We start from the raw sequence: 17,469 nt of genomic DNA on the forward strand, positions 1-17,469 counted from the left end.
TTAAAAAGGCTGTTCTGATCCTGAACAGCCTTTTCTCAACATTTTATTTTAAGCATAGGTTTTATCAATCTGACTTAAAATGGTTGGATCCTGTATTTCATTGTCTTTGGCAAACAGTAAAACTTTAGACATCACCTCAGCCGATTTTGGATCATCATCTGCAAACGGCAGAAATAAACGTCCTCTATGCTGCGAATGAATTGGCAGTACAGATAAATATTTACCCGGAAGCTGATGTACAATCGCACTTCCTAAATGAACGCTGTATTCTGCCATCTGTCCTTTTATGATAGCGTGGTTTCCGGTAATTTCTACATTGTTAATTTTGAATAAACGCAGTGTTTCTCTTAACAGAACAGCTCTCATTTCGATAGAAGAATGACTCGCTTCAGGGTCAACTCCGCCTACATGGGCAACGCTTACCACGAGATCAATATCACGCATTACTTCTGAAAAAATCCTTGGATTAATATCTTCAAAAGCAATGTTTTTATAATCTTTTAATGAATGGAATTCAATCGTTTCTAAAGTCGGACTTTCGACATCTGCCGGAGAGAACCAGTCTGCTAAGGCGTACATTTTTACCTGATAGCCTTCTTTATGGAAAACTTTCTGCAATCCTTCTTCGTAATCTACTTTCCAGCCTCTTCCTTTTAATAATGCTAAAGTCTGATTTGGCTGAACCTGATGTCCGGCGTAACGTCTTGAAATTGATTTTTCTTTTAATTCATCCGGTGTTGGAACATATAATTCTCTGAATACTTGTTTAAAAGGCTGTTGCAATTTATTGTCGAAACAATACTTTTGATAATCTGTCCAAACGTTGTTTTTATGCAAATCATAACAATGTGCTATTCTAAAAGTTTGTTTTTCATTTAATGCAATCACTTCGCCTAAAGCGGTTACGAGATTTCCATCTACATAAAAACCAATTTGATCTTCGTTGGAGATAAAAACCAGTTTCTCTAAATGTTTAGAAATAATTGGATGTTCGAAAAGATTCTGCATTTCGGCAAATAAAAACTCATCGCCGCGAATCATACTTTCTTCAAGTCCTTTTCTCGAACGTGTCCATTGCTCACGCATGGTTTTACGATAATTTGTAAGTTCCAGAATTCCTTTGTCTTTTTTGTATTTTGGCGGAATTGCTTTGATCTCCTTATCTCCTTTAAAGGTTACAAGATCTGCTTTTCCTTCTTTATTAATTACCAGACTTATCGTTACATCATCCAATTTAACCTCGGTTTCTTTTGATAAAATATTCTGGATTTGTTTGGTTTCCATTGCCCAGGTCAAACGAACCGGATCCGGATAACCTGCATTTCTTGCTAAGTTTTCTAAAGCCACACGAATCGCCAAAGCTTCGCTCGCCTGTTTCATCGAACCAAACTCTTTACTTTCTTTTTTAAACTGCTGTAAATATTCGTAACGTGCCAGAATATCCTTTTCGGGACTCGTTTTGCTTAAAGGCACCAAACCGTAAACACGCAAATAATCCTGATCGCGTTTGTCTTTTACCTTGGCTGTCACTTCCCTGATTTTCAAATCGCCTGTAATGGTGTCTGCATATAAGCGGGCGCGACGATGTCCGTTTCCGTCTGTTACGTATTTGGCTGCTTCATATAGCAATTCCCATTTGGCTTTTCCTAATTGTTTGTAGGCTGATACGAACCAGTCTTTGTCTACTGCCCCATCTTTAAAATCCTGTAAATCGATAGAAGAGAATTTTGCCATTTCACTTTCCAGTTCCGAATTTACAGCGCTGTAAGTGGCCGTTTTAGTATGTGCATGAAACCACCAGATTCCTTCGTCTAATCCTTTCCAGTTTAAATAACTGCTCACAAATTTCTGCCATTGTGGTGCATAAATTGCTGCCTGAACCAATCTTTCTTCTGAGATTTTGGCTTTTTTAACGGCTTCATTAAACATTTCCTGTGTATCTGAAGCTAACGGATAACATCTTTTTAGCAAATAACTAAACAGTTTTTGTTTGGTTAGTTCGGTATAACTCCAGGAATAAATATATCCTTTGTATAAACTTGCTTTTCCAAGCGCCGTAAGCATTTCTATTAAACGGTTAATCCCGAAAACTTTCTGGAAACTCTGAACCAAAGGTGTAACTGAGGTATTCGAATCACCTCTTTTGACTTCGACATCCAAAAATGTTTCGCGGATTTTATCAATCATCGGAACTAAAAACGGAAATCTTTTGGTCAATTCATCACTTTTAAAATGTCTGTAATGCTTGCTTTCTCCCGTTAAAACCGAAATTCTTTCCGGTTCCAGAATACCTTCGTACAATTCGCCTTCGGTAATTAATTGCTGTTCAAAAGCAATGCAATAAGAATAAATTGGTGGTCGGTTATACGAAATGTTTCTTTCCAGTCCGTTTAACTGTCTCCATCTGTAAAGATTCCATATTTTAATATCCTGTTCAACAGTTAAGTCTTCCCTGATTTTATTTAGATAAATATCAAAAAAGCCCTGGTTTTGCCAGCCATTTCCGTTATCTGAGTTATAATAATATTCATCTTTTGATGGTTTGTATTCAAATTCTAAAACAGATTTTGGAAGATCAGCATACAAAGTACTGCAGGCATCAATCAGGAAATCTGTTTTTTCTGTAAAGACATATTTTAGCTGTAAAGCATTCAAAATATTCAGGATTGCATTATCCCAGTCGTAACCTCTTTTGTTTTGGTGAGGCAATAATTCTTTATAATAAAAAACATGTTTTTCAAGGAAATCACGCCAGATTTTTCGATCGCAATTGCTAATCAGTGTCATTAAAAACAAATCTCTTTCAGCCAGTCCTGAATCTTTAAACCAGCCTGACCAAACCTCGTATAACGGATAATTGGTAGCCGTTACTTCAGGATCTTTTTCGTCTTTCAGGTTTTTTAATGTTCTAAAAGTATTTCCAAGTAATACAGTCGATTTACTGTTGTCGTAATTTTCGATTTCGTATTCGTAATTTCGATTGTCTTCATACAATTTATACAGTTTCGAAATTTCGGTTTTAATGTGAGACATCGGTTTTGAGAAACCATATTGCTGCGCTTTAACCGATTTAGCATGCAAGGAATCAGAATCTGGTTTTGGGAGTGCATAAGCCGAAATTTCATTTGGCGTAAAGAATCCGTAACCGTTTTCGGCACTTAGAATGTTTTTCTTTTGCGACGGTTCTAACTGCTCTATAAATTTGGTTTCTTTTTCGGTAATTTTTGGTCTTGCCGAATAGACTTTTACCCAATCGTTTACTTTATCAGCTAATTTACTGTTTTTCTGAAGCTGCAGCATAATATCCAAAGCCGACATACGCTGTTCCAGATCTCCTTTTTCCAGAATTGTGTCTACAAAAGTGGTTATTTTTTGGTCTTCCTGTTTCAGTAAAATTGCCGTTAGGTTTTTCTTTAAATTCGAATTTTTACGTTTGTACAATTCCTGAAAAATGGTCAATTCATCTTCAGTTAGATTTAAATTATTTAAAGTAGAAATTGCCGAAGCCACAAGAGATTCTCCTCTGTCTTTTAAGATTCTTAAAGCAAAACTTCTTTGAAAATCTGTTGGTGCTTTTTTATCTTTTCCGCTATTGCTTTTAAAACTGTAAAATGAATAACAGTAATAATCACCCAGAATCTGACGGGTTAGTTTTTCTCTTAAATTGATAGAAAAGCTTTCGAACTGATTTAATATAAGTGCCAGCCTTTCATTGTTTTTACCAACTAAATTAATCGCTGCAGAATACAATGTATCTTTTTCGAACTTTACATTTAACCATGAAAATACTTTACCTTCAAATGTTTTCTCTTTTACTGTTAAGGTTTGAGCGAGGTTGTAGACTTTATCAAAGAAGTTAGGATAATCTGTATTTTCGATATAAAATTCAGATTTGGCATTAGAATCCAGAAGCATGTTCATTCTTGGAACGGCAAATGCCAAAACCTGCAGGTTTTCATCGTCTAAAGCTTTAAAATAAAGCGGCATTTCGATATACGGATCGTTGGTTTCTCCTGCAAATTTCAATGCCAGACATTTCTTTTCGACAGAACCTTTTTCTATTAATTCATGCAGATACGGAACGGTTTTTTCGACATCAAAAACGCCCTGAACCCAAAGTGCCATATAGGCTTCGTTATTATTTTTACTGCGAATTCCGGCAGGAATAGTTTCGGGATTAGAAAAATAACCCGACGTCAGATTGATGATATTTCGAACGGTGGTTTCTTTTTCAGAATCCCAGCCCAAACCGGTCCAGGTATCGATTCCGCGAACCACAGATGAAAAACGGGTTAGTTTATTATCTATGATTACTTTGATCATGTATTGCAAAGCGCCAATACTGGTTTCATCCAAAGCCTCTAAAACTGTCTGGCGAAGTCCTTCCTGACGTTGTGCTGCCAAAAGTAATTTTTCGACCAGTTCCCAGCTTTCTTTTTTCTCGCTGTTTAAAAGCGCTTTGATAATATTACGGGAAACTTTTCCTCTTGGATCTTTATTGAAAATAATATCTTCAAACAGCTGAAACAGATTTTCTTTGTTTAAATCAAGAGCGGCAGACCAGATCATAAACTGGTTTTTAGAATTTGAAACTTCGGTATCAAAACGTATCTGATCTTCGATACTCAAATCGTAATAAGCCGTATTTGCATCCTGATAACTGTAAATTTGCGGGGCATGAAGCACCGATCTTAAAAAGTTGACCTGATTTACGAGTAAATATTTTTTATTGTTTGGTGCCCTGAACGAACGTCTGGTATAGCCATCCTGATACATTTTCAGCGGGAGACGGTTCCAGGATTCTTTTACATAAACGGCATTTTGTTCTCCAAAAAAGTAAACCAGAAGATCGTGGTAATTTTTATCTTCCCACATATCATCTTTTACCCATTTTTCGAACTCCTTAACTTCTTTCGAACCCAAAGAAACATAAGTACCGTAATAATTGTCTTTTAGTTTTAAAAGTTCTAAACCAAACTCGGCTACTTCTTTTTTAAGTTTTGTTTTCGATAGTAATTTCGTAACCAGATTGCTGTTTACAATTTCTTCCAGTTCTTTTTTGAATCTCTTTATTGGATTCTCGATTACTTTACTTTTTAGTAAATCTTCTATTGTCATAATTTTTATTTTTTTGTGAAATGTGAAATGTGAAATGTAAATTGTGAAATGTTTTTTGTAAAAGCCTAAATCTAACTTTTTACATTTAACATCTCATAACTAAAATTTTAATTCCCACATTTCACGTTTCACGTTTTACATCTTGCAAACAACAATTACCAATAGCTTCCCGCCAGAAACGTAAGCCTGATAAAAGTGATGGATTTGTTTTTGGATAAATCGATTTCCTGGGTTAGGGTTTCGAGTTGGTCGTCGCCATAGAAAACGGCATACAATCCGTCTTCAAAAGCTACAATAGCATTTTCCTGTGCTACAGCGAGATCTACCCGGTTTTGATTGTAGATCGCGCCAAAACCCACTTTTCCTGTGTCGGTTAAAATAGGAAGGTAATTTTCTTTTGGAAGATGAATTGTGTCCTGATCTTCCCACTCAAATGAAGCGGAATGAAACAACTCAACCTGATGTTTTACGATTAATTCTAAGAAAGTACGAACAGTAACAACTGAAGTGGTATTGTCTAAACTGATTATTTTTTCCTGAAGTATAGGATATTTTCTTCCTAATTGTTTGACTGATATGCTTATATTCATTTTTTTACCGGCTTTTATTTGAACGTGTAAAATAATAAATTATAAAATATCCCGACACAAAAATGACATATTTTAAGTGTTAAAAAAAATTATTTAACATACTCTTAGATAAAGATCATTCCAGATTTAAAAAAAATACCCTGCGAATATCAATTCGCAGGGCTTAAGTTTTATCAGGCGGTTCTAACCCGCATTATTTTTGAAGAAAAGAAGCATACAAATTTAGTTAGCCTGAGATATACTAATTTTTTCTACGGTAACTTTAGCATCTCCGCCTCCTGTTTTTTTGATGATAATTTCGAAGTTATTATCTGTATTTACCAAATTATCTGAAATGTAATATGCATAATTCAGTTTTACTCCGGTTTCTGCCATTGTATGATTCCCTCCCATTCCGTGATCATGTGCCACACCAAAAAAGGTCATGGTTCCCACGTATTGATCTTTTTTGCCGGGATAACGAAGGTAAACCGTATAAAAGTCTTTTGGTTCTTTGTAAACTACTACTTCTAAATTCAGTATTATTCTCGAATTGGCTTCGCTTTTAAAAACTTTATTGGTGCTTTTCGCAAAATTGCTGGTTACTTTGTGTATAAATCCGGTATTTTCAATTGTTTTTCCAATTTTTTGTTCCCAGATAACTTTTTCTTTGGAGTCCTGAAATGATACTTTCTTTTTTACTGATTCATTGCCTGCCAAAACAGGTGTTTTAGATCCGTAAAGTAAATTATCATATTTATAATCTAAATCAAAAACGATTTTATATACTTCTTCCATCGTATAAGTAACGCGCTTTCCGTCTGGAGCTATAAATTCATAAGGCCACGGATTGGCTTTTAATTGCTCTAAAGTAGGACGCTGCCCATAAATAGAAACATCCCAGGATTCCCAAATACGGTCAATCATACTATGGTGCAGCCAGAAAACGGGATCAAATCCTGCCGAAGGTACATTTGCCATTAAACCAGACATTTTTTCCTGATAAATTTCATTATAATAAGTTTCACTCGGATCAGCATATTCTCCACCTATAAGATCGTGCATGAAACCATGAGGGGCATTTTCCAGGTTTTTACTAAACCCTGCCAATCCTGTAAAAGACGGGTTGGTTTTTAGTTCGTTCAAGGAAAGCTGAATTTGGGTAAGATCGTTTGCCGGAATAGGTTTTCCGTTGTTTAATACAGTGTATCTTGCAGCTGTATACAAAGAACCGGATTTGTCTCTGATTTCTTTCGCCATAATATTATCGATTGTTGATGTGCTTCCGTAATTCCAATAAGGCAAAGCAAAATCTTTTTTACCGGACAATTCGCGAACAATTTTCTCCAGATACCAAATGTACATTCTGTGCCATAAAAGAAAGTTTAAGTTTGCAGCTTCTGAGTTTTTTTTATGTGTACAATCGCCCCATGCCCATAATTTATCCTTACTGAATTGGTATTGGGCACAAAGTTGGTTTTTGCCATTAATTGTATCCGGAATATTATGAATGGCTCCCTGATAATACCAGCCCAGGCCATTTTCGCATCCCATAGCTCTCATTTTTTTAAAAGCAATATTCATTGCCTGCAGGTCTGCCTGCCCTTCGACTGTGTTCACATTATGCCGAACAAATTTTACATTACCTTCATTCTGACCATAACCATAGCCTGAAAGTGTAATTAAAATAATAAAAGATAAAATTGTAATTTTTTTCATTTTGTTTGTTTTTGGGTTAATAATAGGTTGTTTATTGATATTAGAGGACTTCTACTTCGAAGGTTAAAATTTTTGCATATTCCGGATTCGCCTTGTCGTAGATTTTAAACTTGACAACGCCGTTTCCTGTTTTGTTTTCGGGAATGACATGAATAGCTATAAATCCCTGCTGATCTGCATTGAGTTTGCTAAAAGCAGAACCTTTTGGAATCCCGATCTGGCACGCACCATGCTGGCACATCGAACAATCCCATTCTTTGGGAAAAGTATTCGAAACGGTTTCCCAAACCAGATAAATGGGTTTATTGGATATATTTGCTACTTTTATTTTAGAAATATCCAGTCGCTTGTTTTTTAGCAGACTTTCTTTATTTATGCCGTTACCAACTACCGAAAAAGTGGGTTTACTTTGCGCAGAAGCGAAGGAAAAATAAAGCAGTGTAATGAGGTAAAAGAATTGTTTTTTCATGGGGCTTTTGTTTACATTTTAATAAAAAACCGGAATATCGGCCTGATGGAATACTTTGTTTGAAACAGGATCTATAAACTGATAACTGATCTTTCCTTTTTGGGGAGTGTCGCCCAAAAAAACATGCAATTCGAGACATTCTCCCAAATCGAGCTGTATGTTGTATCCTGTTGATGATGTTGTTATATGAGTTTGATTTCCTGAAATAAATCCGATTTTTGTACTCAACGGAAACTGTATTTCATGCCGATATAATCCTGCATTTACCAAACGAAGCAATACGGCTTCATTTTTATGTTCTAAAGATTGCAAACCTTTGTTTTTTAAGGCTGTTTCGCCATTGATCAGGAAATAATTGGGTTTATACTCCGGAAGAACAACAGCTTTATTAGATACATCGTATTCTGTGCCCATGATGGCATCTGTATGCCATTTGGGATCTATTTCGTTACTGCACCAAAGTATTTCTTTTGAAGGTTTTACAACTGCAGCATCTTTTTCTTCTGAACGAATTATGATCACACCAAACATTCCTGCCTGAAGATTGAAAGGATAATTTTCAGGGCTATAATACAAATAGGTTCCTGCTTTTTTTGCCTGAAACGAATAAAACCCATGTTCCATATGATGAACAGGTTCTTTGACTTTCATGATTTCGTTGTCTTTACTGCGCTGTACAAATTCTATTTCTTTGCAGTATAAAGACACCGGATTGCCTTGCGAAATATTCCAGAAATCGATATTCACCTCATCTCCTTCCTGAGCCTCAATGGCATATCCCGGCAAAGTAATTTGTCCCGAAAGTGAACTGGCAAAACCAAAAGTCCTGATCGTTGTTTTATTCGAAAGCGCTAGTTTTCCTGTTGTTCTGCCAATGATTAAACGTTCATTTTGAGAAAACAAAAAAGAGGTAACGAATAAGAAAGAAACTACAAACAGGATTTTATAAAACGCTTTCATTGCTACACTTAAATTATTCAACATCAGTTTGATAATTCAAATGTATACCTATTGAAAATTTTAGAACAGCGTAGAAATACGTGTTTTTGTAGTAAAAAACTGAAAAGTGATTATTTGTTTAAAAGTAAAATTTATAAACACAGATTGTTTGGATAGAATTTCCATGCCTAACCTGGCTCTTTCCTGAAATGATATTTTGCAGTTCATTTTTCATGAAGTTTATAATGCCAATATAGAGATTTAAAGTTATTATTTAACTAAAGTAAGAAAAAGCATATATTTACATCGCGAAAAAAAACAACCACAATTGTATTTTATCAAATCGATCGTGTTTTTTACGGATCGTTATTATTTTGAAAATTTTTAAATACCTTTGAATTATGAGTACAACAGAAAAACCCAAACATATTGGCCGAAATATAAGCCGAATAAGAGAACTTCGAGGTATGAAACAAGGAGCACTTGCTGATGCTATTGGTACAAGCCAGCAGACTATTTCGAGCATTGAAACCAGCGAAACTGTTGATTTTGATAAATTAGTGCAAATTGCCAAAGCGCTTGGCGTAACTGTAGAAGCTATTGAAAATTTTACAGAAGAATCTGTTTTTAATTTCTTTAATAACTTTTACGATAATAGTTCTAATACTGGTGCTCAAGGAAATACTCATAACAATCATTGCACTTTCAATCCTCTTGATAAAGTTGTCGAACTTTATGAACGTTTGGTTCAGGCTGAAAAAGATAAAGTTGAATATTTAGAAAAATTGATGAAATTGAAATAAGGATTTTTCTTTTTATATAGAATTGAAAAAGCGCAAAACTTTGAGGTTTGCGCTTTTTTATAGGCTATATTTTTTTAAATTTCTAACTTACGATGCTTTCATTAAAAACATAATTAATTTTTCTTTACTAATTTCTGTATCCCAAATTCTCTCTTCATTCAAATAAAAACAAAATAACTCTTCTTCATAATTCTCAAAAAAAATCTTTCTAAAAGAAAAAACCGGATCGTCAGATTCGTAACTAAAATCGAAAGATCTTGTGCTTATTTTTAATCTTGCATTAAACTCTTTATATCTATTTTCTTCAAATTGCAGATTATACAGAACATCACATGATATAATTTCATCCGCCAATTTTACATTGTAAAATGAAATATTATAATCATAATATAATAGTTCAGGTAATTTTAAATCAACTTCAGATCTATCTTTTAAAAAGCTCCATTTTTTATAACCGTCAAACGCGAATTTCAATTTATTATCAACAGTATAAAGGCATCTTATTTCTTCCGGCTCAAAAGAATTTTCCTGTTTTTTAAATTTCAATTTAAAAGTAAAAGGCTCATAAATTCTTCCTTCCATTTCAGGAACAAATGGAAAAATGGATTTAAAAAAAGAATTATTAGTTTTATTTAGACTGCTAAACTGTTCTTTTTCAAACTCATCTACTGTATACGTTTTTTCACTAGAATAATAGTTTAAAACTTTATTCGAATCTTCAAAATTTACAATTACAGTACTATGATCATAGCCTAATTCACTTTTAAAATTATCGTAAGAAATCTTTCTCGCATACTTCAAATCCATTTCATCATTCTTAAAAATAACTCGTGTAATTTCTCTACCAAAAAAATCCTGAACTAAAATTCCTTTGTAATATCCAATTTCTAATGTCTCAACTACACTTTCAAAAATATCATACACAAAATATCCATTTTGATGCTTTTTATTATGATAAACAATATAATTTCTTGTAGAATAAAATTCGAAATCTTCTGGTTTTTCCTGATCGGAACAATAGTATTCTACAAAAGAACAGGAATTATCTTTATAAGTTTTGATTTCTTTTGTGAGCTGGTTTATTTTTACTTCTTTCTGATATTCATACACTTTATCAATTTCCGTTTCATCGATAACTTTACCAAGATGATTTTTATAAATAATTTCTATTTCATCTTTTGAGCTTTCCGGAACCTCTGAAAAAAAAGATTTAAAAAAAGGTTCTTCTATCCTTTTAATATAAGTTTCAAATTTTAGATTTGGCATTTCCCAAACTGTATCTTCCCACATAGAATCAGAATCAAAACCACAATCATCTATATAAGATAATGAACCACAATTATCATACTTAAAAATACTCAGTATCTGAGATTCATAATTATTTTTGTAACAATACTTGATTAAAGAATGGGTTATAAATTCATTGCCTAGAAGATAATTAACACTAATCAGTTGATCTTGATAATTGTATACTTCATTTCTTTTTTCAATTAAAACACCTTTTTCATCATACTTTATAATTTCCCAATAGATACAATTATTTTTAATTACTGGTTTATGATAAAAGCAATATTCAATTCCATTTTGCATCACTTCTAAAAAGTCCTCTATGTTTTCTTCTTTACTTAGATAATTCGTTTTCGATATAATTTTTCCATACGCAAATCTTTCAACTAATCGTTTCTTTTTATCTAAATACAATGTTTTATGAAAGAATCTTTCCGTAAAAATTTCTTTAAATGCTATTTTATTTTTGTAATCATCTGAATATTCTATCAAAATTTCAGGAATCTTAAAATCTGAATTAGGAATTACAGGAAAAAATGATTTAAAAAAATCTTTATCAATATTTAGCTCATATCTTTCTGAAAAATCATTTGTAAATAAAAATTCCTGAAGATTCATTTCTAAATTTTCATTAGAAAAATATGCTGACTTAAAATCTCCGTTTTCAAAATAGTTAACTCTAACAGTCGAATCTTCTTCAACCTTTCTACTCAAAATTGAATATTTAGCATCACTTTTTATTGTTTTGGAAAAATTAAAAAAACTAGAATCCTCATAAGTTTTCAAGCTATTACCAGTTTTTACAACTAAATTTTCCTCTTTATCTTTTATGATAATCGATTGTTGTTCAAGATTTCTAAAATCATAACTTTGAAACAAATAGACTGTAAAACCTAATTTATCGAATAATTTATAATGAAAACTTCTATCTAAAAATTGATTGTTTTCAAGCAATATTTCTTCTATTGACTGATTGTTATTCAAATAGTAAATCGTAAAATTACTATTACTGTTAGATGAGATATATTCTGTTCTAATAAGTTCTTCATCAATATAAAAATTCTTAAAAAAGTTTTTTACAGTATGAAGTTCTTCCTTTGAAATAATTTTTTCATTTCTACCTGATTTATATATAATTTTTTCTTCCATTTTAAAAGCATTATTTGATTTCATTGTTTATTCACAAGAAATTACAATTTCTTTCATATTCATTTTCAACAGTATATACTCCATCAAATTAAAATTAGCGCCACAATGATCTAAAATCCATGCATCAGAAGTTACAGCAATCCAATTACTTTCTGCTATAACTTTATCTGGATTGTAAACTAGACAAATCACGAATAAAACCATCTTGCCCTTTAAAAACATAAGCGTTAGACAAAATGCTTTCTAACAAAATCAAAACATTAAAACCATCTATAGCAATTTCTTTACCTTCTAAATCCTGACTTTGAATTTCTTTAGATTTTCGATCTTCAATTTGACTTTGAGAAGCGCTCATTCCGCGAACTGCCTGTTGCTGTCGGGAATTTAAACGATATCGGTTTCCAACTAAAGCTAATGTTGCTTTTTCGCCATAACCTCTAGTTAGAAAATAAGTCAAATCTGTTACGGCTCCTTTTAGTTTCAATTGTATTTTTTCTGTTCCAAACAAAGTATCGTCACTTGCTTCTTTTCCTCTGTTTTTGAGATTTGTCATTGATAAAACTTTCTATTTCAACTGAGTCCTAAATATTTTAATTTATTGGATTATTTTTTAACCACCATTTAGCCTTTTCTATAACTTTTTGTTCAATATTGCTAATATTAATTCCCCTATACCAATAGTCAGGATCATATTTCATATCAAGCCAAATTTCACTAAGAACACCAAAATTAAGTTCCGTTTCTGGGTGTGATTTTCGATCATTTCCATCAGAGAATATAGCCGCACGGAATAAATTTGATTTAACATCTTCACCTTTTATAACCCTATTAAAATGATATCGTGCATAACATATTTCAGCGTCATCTCCTTCCTTTTCTTTTAAATTCAATTCTAAAAAAGTACGCTTTAAATAAGGCATAATTTCATCAGGATTAATAGGCTTATAAAAAGTAGCTAAGTTATAAAGAGCTTCATTCTCACATCCTAAATTGATTAATTGTATTGCCCAATCTTCAATTAAATCAAAATCCGTTAAATCTAAATCAGAATTAAAATCGCCCCATAGATTAATTGACAATATATAATCTGTGAGTATCTTGAAATCTTCATTTTCTTTTTCCATAGCTATTTTTTCTGTAAATCTATACAACCTTTTAGAATTCTAAATCCCAAAAAAGCTTTTAGAATTCCTAGTCGTTTCTTCCGCCACTACAATCCTCGAAACTCCTTTAAATTGTGCCAGATAACCTTTTGAAACTTAAAATAAAGGTGCGCAGGGATTCGAACCCGCAACCTCTTGCCTGCCAAGCAAGCGCTCTTCCGGTTGAGCTAACACCTTTTTTTATTTTGCCACGAAGGCGCTAAGACACAAAGTTTTTTTAACCTTTTGAACCTTTGCGACTCTAAGCCTTTGAATCTTCTAAATAAAAATCTAAACCTAAAAAAGTAAAGGTGTGCAAGGACTCGAACCTGCAACCCTCTGATTTGCTGTCAGACGCTCTTCCAATTGAGCTAACACCTTAGTAGGATAGTTGGGATTCGAACCCAAAATTACTACAGTGGCAGTAATTGTTTTTCCAGTTAAACTACTATCCTGTTTTTACCATGGAGAAATTCTATAATTTTTTAACAGAACTCCAAATATACTTTTTCCTTTGATTCCCTGCACTATCGGATCGAAAATTCTGCTGGCTCCATCTACAGCATCCAATGGCGGAATATAACCTTCTTCGAATTGTTTTTTTCGTAAACTTTCTTTCGCACCCGTCGAAATCCAGCCAACATCTACACTGGTCATAAAAATCGAATCGGCAGCAAATTCTCTGGCAGAAGTGAGTGTCATCATATTCAGTGCAGCCTTTGTCATATTGGTATGCGGATGAAAAATGGTTTTGTTGGTATAACTAAAAATTCCTTCTGATGATGTGACATTTACGATAAAACATTCTTCAAATTCTGAATTTAAAAACAATGGTTTTAGTTCTTTTATCAAAAAATAAGGTGCCATTTGATTGATCAGGTTTACTTCGACCAATTCATACATACTGATTTCTTCTAAGGTCGAATTCCAGCTTGTTTTTTCGCGATTGTCGACCGGCTGTCCAAAACGGGTTAATTTTAGTTCTGTTTTTTCTTCGTTACCATATTCCAGTGCTTTTACTTCTTTGGTTACACTTGTTTCGTTGGCAATCAGCCTGGTATTTGATTTGAATTCTAACAGTAACTTTTCTTCCTTTTGTATCAAAGGGATATAATACTCATCCGGATATTTTATTGTTTGCGCTGCATTGTTAATTAGAATATCCAGCGTTTCAAATTTTGATTTGTAAAACGCAATGAACTCATTAATGGCATTGAGGTTTCGTAAATCTAAACCGTAGATTATGAGGTTTTGTTCCCATTCTTTAAAATCGTTTTCCTGACGAAACTGTTCCAGTGCCAGCGCCGGAAAACGCGTCGTAAGCACTACACTGGCATTGTTTCGCAATAATCGTAATGCGGTTGCAAATCCCACTTTTACACGTCCGCCGGTCAAGATTACCTTTCGGCCTTTTAATTCTGTATTCTGAAAACGTTTTTCATAATTTTCTTCGGCACATTCCGGACAAAGTCGGGTGTAAAAACTATGTGCGAGTTTATAAGGTTTATTACAGGCATAACAGTTTTTAGGCAGGTTTAATTCTGTAAACTGCTGATCGTCCGGATTTTCTTTTTCTGCAAAAAGAGTTTCTCCGTTCAGGGCTTTTGCAACTAATTCTGCATTAAGTGTGATCTCACGGTCTTCTTTCTTTTTTGAAGTATAACTCGTGCTTCGGATATTCTTTTTGGCATTTTTATGAATTTTCGTAATTAGTCCCGCAAACAAATCATTGTTTGGATTTTCAAACGGAGTTTCCTTTAAAGCTGTTAAAACTTTAATGCAATTTGTCCATTCTTCCTCGCTAAAAGCGTAATGTTTATTTTCTTCCATTTTACTCGTCTAAAAAATCTTCTAAAAATCCTATGAATTGTTTTCCATCCGCTGACCATCTAAGTCCTTGTCCGTTTTCTAGTCTTATCTCATATACCAGACCGTGTTTGTAATGATAAAAGATATTCCACCATGTTTTGTGTCCTATCATATGATTTACCAGTTTTTCTGCCATTATACGCTTCTGGTCACGGTTTCCCTTTATTTGCCCCAAAACTGTATTGCTGTCTTTTGTTCTGCCAACATGTTTTTCCCAGGCTCTTACAGCAATCGTAATTTCGTCATTATAAGGTTCAAAACAACTTTCGATAAGATTTTGCTTTGATGGCGGAATCCCGTTTTCGTCACGTTTACTTGCCGAAGTTAACCGCTGCCCTAAAATAAGCAGTATAATTTCAAAAGGTGTTTCCTGCAAAGCTTTAATAAGACTGGATTGCAATTGATCCGGATTATGCTCAAAAGCTTCCAGAACATCCTTAAAATAGAACATATTGTCTTGCATCGAAACAATAATTTCGTCTTTAAAATAAGGTTTTCTTACTACATCTGTTTTTTGGCTGTGAAATAAAATCAGGTTCGCTGAAAAAAGATACAGATTAGTATCAGTTAAAAACAAAGCATATTTTTCTTTCCAGTCTTTGTCTAAATGTGGAATTACAGCTTTTAATTCATTAAAAAACGGAATTGGATGCATTATTATTTGCTTTGAATTATGGTTTCATTTGTATCTAAATCTGCCAAAACATATTGCATTAAATTGAAATTAGCACCACAATGATCTAAAATCCATGCATCAGAAGTTATGGCAATCAAATCACTTTTGGCGATTATTTTATCAGGATTATAAACCAGTTCTACTTCCCAATTATATTGTTTTTCTAATGCCATTTCTTCAATTAGTTTTTTTAATCGGCCGCTGTTTGAAACTGGTTTATCAAACAACCAATAGGCTTTTTTGATCTTTTCTTTTATAAAAAAATCAGCTACAATTTCGATGGCTTGCGAGGTCTGTTTTACTTTTTTATAGGTTCCGTAAACGCTTGACAAGTCTCTCACAAATCCGTCTAATCCTTTAAAAACGTAAGCATTAGACAATATACTTTCTAATAAAATCAATACATTAAAACCATCAATCACAATTTCTTTTCCTGCCAGATTCTGAGGTTCGACTTCTTTTGACAGTCGGGTATCAATCTGGCTTTGAGAAGCACTCATTCCGCGAACGGCTTGTTGCTGACGGGAATTTAGCCTATAGCGGTTTCCAACTAAAGCCAGTGTTGCTTTTTCGCCATAACCTCTGTTAAGAAAATAATGCATATCAACAACTGCTTCTTTGAGTTTCAACTGTATTTTTTCTGTTCCGAATAAAGTATCGTCACTTGCTTCTTTTCCTCTGTTTTTAAGATTTGTCATTCTTATTGGAATTTTACTTTTACAAGCTCCGATGGAGCGATATTTATTTTAATTTGCTATATAACACCCCGATGGGCTCTTTTCTGAATTAAAACCTAACAATTCTATAAGTACCGCATCCCTCCGGGACTTGAATATTTAATTGGATAAAGAGGTTAAAACATTTTAAAGATACATTCTAAATATTAAAAAAACTTTTAGAATTCTTCGTCGTTTCTTCCGCCACTACAATCCCCGAAACTCCTTTAAATTGTGCCACAGTTGCTGCTACAAAAGGCAGAAAAGCAGGTTCGCAACGACGTTCGTGGTATTTCTTTAAAAGGCTGTTCGGGACATTTTTAGGAAGCATAAACGGCGCATCGGTTTCGATCATCATTCGGTCGAGCGGTACGTACTGGATTACTTCTTTTAAATGTGCGAAACGTTTAACGTCTGAAATCGCTCCGGTAAAACCCAGATAAAATCCGTTATCGAGATAGGTTTTCGCTTCTTGTAAAGTTCCTGTAAAACAGTGTACAACGGCTTTTGGCAATTGCGGCAAATAATCTTTTGTAACGCCCATAAACCTTGTAAAAGCGGCTCTTTCGTGCAAAAACAAAGATTTCTGGACTTCGATTGCCAGTTCTAACTGGGCTTTATAACATTCTTCCTGTTTGTTTCGGGGCGAAAAGTCACGATCAAAATCGAGTCCGCACTCGCCAACGGAAACGACTTGTTTCTGCTTTATTAAATTTCGCAGTCGTGAAATACTTTTGTCGTCAAAGCTTTTCGCATCATGCGGATGAATTCCGGCTGTCGAATACAATATTCCGGGATATTCTTTCGCGATTTCAAGTGAAGCTTCGCTGTTTCGTACGCTTGTTCCCGTTAGGATCATTTGCGATACATCGGCATCTAAAGCATTTTGTACGACATCGTCTATGTCGTTTTCGAATTGTTTGTTGGTTAGGTTTATTCCTATGTCTATATATGTTTTCATTTTTTTTAAGTTACAAAGGCTCAAAGAGGCAAAGGTTCAGAGGTTTTTCTCT

Annotated in this window: 14 protein-coding genes and 3 tRNA genes; 1 reads left to right on the forward strand and 16 read right to left on the reverse strand. The window is 33.7% G+C overall.

Translation table 11 applies throughout. The annotated features are described in order from the left end of the window. Positions 1-48: 48 nt before the first annotated feature. The 5 genes from A4F88_RS12040 to A4F88_RS12060 all read right to left on the reverse strand — a co-directional run bounded on the left by A4F88_RS12040 (position 49) and on the right by A4F88_RS12060 (position 8,859). Positions 49-5,118 carry a DUF4132 domain-containing protein gene (locus tag A4F88_RS12040; RefSeq protein WP_068842858.1) on the reverse strand — a complete coding sequence of 1,690 codons (5,070 nt, stop codon included), beginning with the start codon at positions 5,116-5,118 and terminating at the stop codon, positions 49-51. A gap of 155 nt (positions 5,119-5,273) precedes the next feature. Continuing rightward, positions 5,274-5,708, reverse strand: a complete 435-nt coding sequence (locus tag A4F88_RS12045; RefSeq protein ID WP_068842859.1) for a hypothetical protein — start codon at positions 5,706-5,708, stop codon at positions 5,274-5,276. Positions 5,709-5,930: 222 nt separating this feature from the next. Further along, positions 5,931-7,406, reverse strand: coding sequence for a tyrosinase family protein (locus A4F88_RS12050; RefSeq protein WP_068842860.1), 1,476 nt, complete (start codon positions 7,404-7,406; stop codon positions 5,931-5,933). Positions 7,407-7,446: 40 nt separating this feature from the next. After that, on the reverse strand, positions 7,447-7,875 hold the full coding sequence (locus tag A4F88_RS12055; RefSeq protein WP_068842861.1) for a hypothetical protein: 429 nt from the start codon (positions 7,873-7,875) through the stop codon (positions 7,447-7,449). A gap of 18 nt (positions 7,876-7,893) precedes the next feature. Further along, positions 7,894-8,859, reverse strand: a complete 966-nt coding sequence (locus A4F88_RS12060; protein ID WP_245179097.1) for a multicopper oxidase domain-containing protein — start codon at positions 8,857-8,859, stop codon at positions 7,894-7,896. 356 nt (positions 8,860-9,215) lie between these two features. On the opposite strand from A4F88_RS12060, the gene A4F88_RS12065 reads away from it, so the two are divergent. After that, on the forward strand, positions 9,216-9,617 hold the full coding sequence (locus A4F88_RS12065) for a helix-turn-helix domain-containing protein (RefSeq protein WP_068842862.1): 402 nt from the start codon (positions 9,216-9,218) through the stop codon (positions 9,615-9,617). 87 nt (positions 9,618-9,704) lie between these two features. Here A4F88_RS12065 and A4F88_RS12070 read toward each other — a convergent pair whose 3' ends face one another. From A4F88_RS12070 to A4F88_RS12115, 11 genes are all read right to left on the reverse strand, one after another. Further along, positions 9,705-12,077 (reverse strand): hypothetical protein, encoded by a 2,373-nt coding sequence (locus A4F88_RS12070; protein ID WP_068842863.1) that lies wholly within the window; start codon positions 12,075-12,077, stop codon positions 9,705-9,707. Positions 12,078-12,080: 3 nt separating this feature from the next. Continuing rightward, positions 12,081-12,275 (reverse strand): DUF5616 domain-containing protein, encoded by a 195-nt coding sequence (locus A4F88_RS25920; RefSeq protein ID WP_425337412.1) that lies wholly within the window; start codon positions 12,273-12,275, stop codon positions 12,081-12,083. Next, on the reverse strand, positions 12,217-12,606 hold the full coding sequence (locus tag A4F88_RS12075) for a DUF434 domain-containing protein (protein ID WP_245179099.1): 390 nt from the start codon (positions 12,604-12,606) through the stop codon (positions 12,217-12,219). The genes A4F88_RS25920 and A4F88_RS12075 overlap by 59 nt, the downstream gene beginning before the upstream one ends. 37 nt (positions 12,607-12,643) lie before the next feature. Further along, a complete protein-coding gene (locus A4F88_RS12080; RefSeq protein WP_068842864.1) occupies positions 12,644-13,177 on the reverse strand; it encodes a hypothetical protein in 534 nt (177 codons plus the stop codon). Positions 13,178-13,318: 141 nt separating this feature from the next. Next, a tRNA-Ala gene (locus A4F88_RS12085) sits at positions 13,319-13,394 on the reverse strand. Positions 13,395-13,502: 108 nt separating this feature from the next. Next, positions 13,503-13,576, reverse strand: a tRNA-Cys gene (locus A4F88_RS12090). 2 nt (positions 13,577-13,578) lie between these two features. Then, a tRNA-Gly gene (locus A4F88_RS12095) sits at positions 13,579-13,650 on the reverse strand. A gap of 4 nt (positions 13,651-13,654) precedes the next feature. Beyond that, on the reverse strand, positions 13,655-15,025 hold the full coding sequence (locus tag A4F88_RS12100) for an SDR family oxidoreductase (RefSeq protein ID WP_068842865.1): 1,371 nt from the start codon (positions 15,023-15,025) through the stop codon (positions 13,655-13,657). Position 15,026: 1 nt separating this feature from the next. Continuing rightward, positions 15,027-15,719 carry a hypothetical protein gene (locus tag A4F88_RS12105; RefSeq protein ID WP_068842866.1) on the reverse strand — a complete coding sequence of 231 codons (693 nt, stop codon included), beginning with the start codon at positions 15,717-15,719 and terminating at the stop codon, positions 15,027-15,029. A 2-nt stretch (positions 15,720-15,721) separates the two neighbouring features. Then, entirely contained in the window at positions 15,722-16,438 is a 717-nt protein-coding gene (locus tag A4F88_RS12110) for a DUF434 domain-containing protein (protein WP_068842867.1), read from the reverse strand. A gap of 178 nt (positions 16,439-16,616) precedes the next feature. Further along, positions 16,617-17,417, reverse strand: a complete 801-nt coding sequence (locus A4F88_RS12115; protein ID WP_068842868.1) for a TatD family hydrolase — start codon at positions 17,415-17,417, stop codon at positions 16,617-16,619. Between the last annotated feature and the right edge of the window lie 52 nt (positions 17,418-17,469).

Source organism: Flavobacterium chilense (assembly GCF_001602525.1).
In the GTDB taxonomy this organism is placed as follows: Bacteria; Bacteroidota; Bacteroidia; order Flavobacteriales; family Flavobacteriaceae; genus Flavobacterium; species Flavobacterium chilense.

Excerpts from the sequence above, each read along its gene's own strand:
- A4F88_RS12040 (WP_068842858.1), bottom strand. The coding sequence starts at position 5,118 with ATGACAATAGAAGATTTACTAAAAAGTAAAGTAATCGAGAATCCAATA.
- A4F88_RS12045 (WP_068842859.1), bottom strand. The coding sequence starts at position 5,708 with ATGAATATAAGCATATCAGTCAAACAATTAGGAAGAAAATATCCTATA.
- A4F88_RS12050 (WP_068842860.1), bottom strand. The coding sequence starts at position 7,406 with ATGAAAAAAATTACAATTTTATCTTTTATTATTTTAATTACACTTTCA.
- A4F88_RS12055 (WP_068842861.1), bottom strand. The coding sequence starts at position 7,875 with ATGAAAAAACAATTCTTTTACCTCATTACACTGCTTTATTTTTCCTTC.
- A4F88_RS12060 (WP_245179097.1), bottom strand. The coding sequence starts at position 8,859 with ATGTTGAATAATTTAAGTGTAGCAATGAAAGCGTTTTATAAAATCCTG.
- A4F88_RS12065 (WP_068842862.1), top strand. The coding sequence starts at position 9,216 with ATGAGTACAACAGAAAAACCCAAACATATTGGCCGAAATATAAGCCGA.
- A4F88_RS12070 (WP_068842863.1), bottom strand. The coding sequence starts at position 12,077 with ATGAAATCAAATAATGCTTTTAAAATGGAAGAAAAAATTATATATAAA.
- A4F88_RS25920 (WP_425337412.1), bottom strand. The coding sequence starts at position 12,275 with ATGTTTTTAAAGGGCAAGATGGTTTTATTCGTGATTTGTCTAGTTTAC.
- A4F88_RS12075 (WP_245179099.1), bottom strand. The coding sequence starts at position 12,606 with ATGACAAATCTCAAAAACAGAGGAAAAGAAGCAAGTGACGATACTTTG.
- A4F88_RS12080 (WP_068842864.1), bottom strand. The coding sequence starts at position 13,177 with ATGGAAAAAGAAAATGAAGATTTCAAGATACTCACAGATTATATATTG.
- A4F88_RS12100 (WP_068842865.1), bottom strand. The coding sequence starts at position 15,025 with ATGGAAGAAAATAAACATTACGCTTTTAGCGAGGAAGAATGGACAAAT.
- A4F88_RS12105 (WP_068842866.1), bottom strand. The coding sequence starts at position 15,719 with ATGCATCCAATTCCGTTTTTTAATGAATTAAAAGCTGTAATTCCACAT.
- A4F88_RS12110 (WP_068842867.1), bottom strand. The coding sequence starts at position 16,438 with ATGACAAATCTTAAAAACAGAGGAAAAGAAGCAAGTGACGATACTTTA.
- A4F88_RS12115 (WP_068842868.1), bottom strand. The coding sequence starts at position 17,417 with ATGAAAACATATATAGACATAGGAATAAACCTAACCAACAAACAATTC.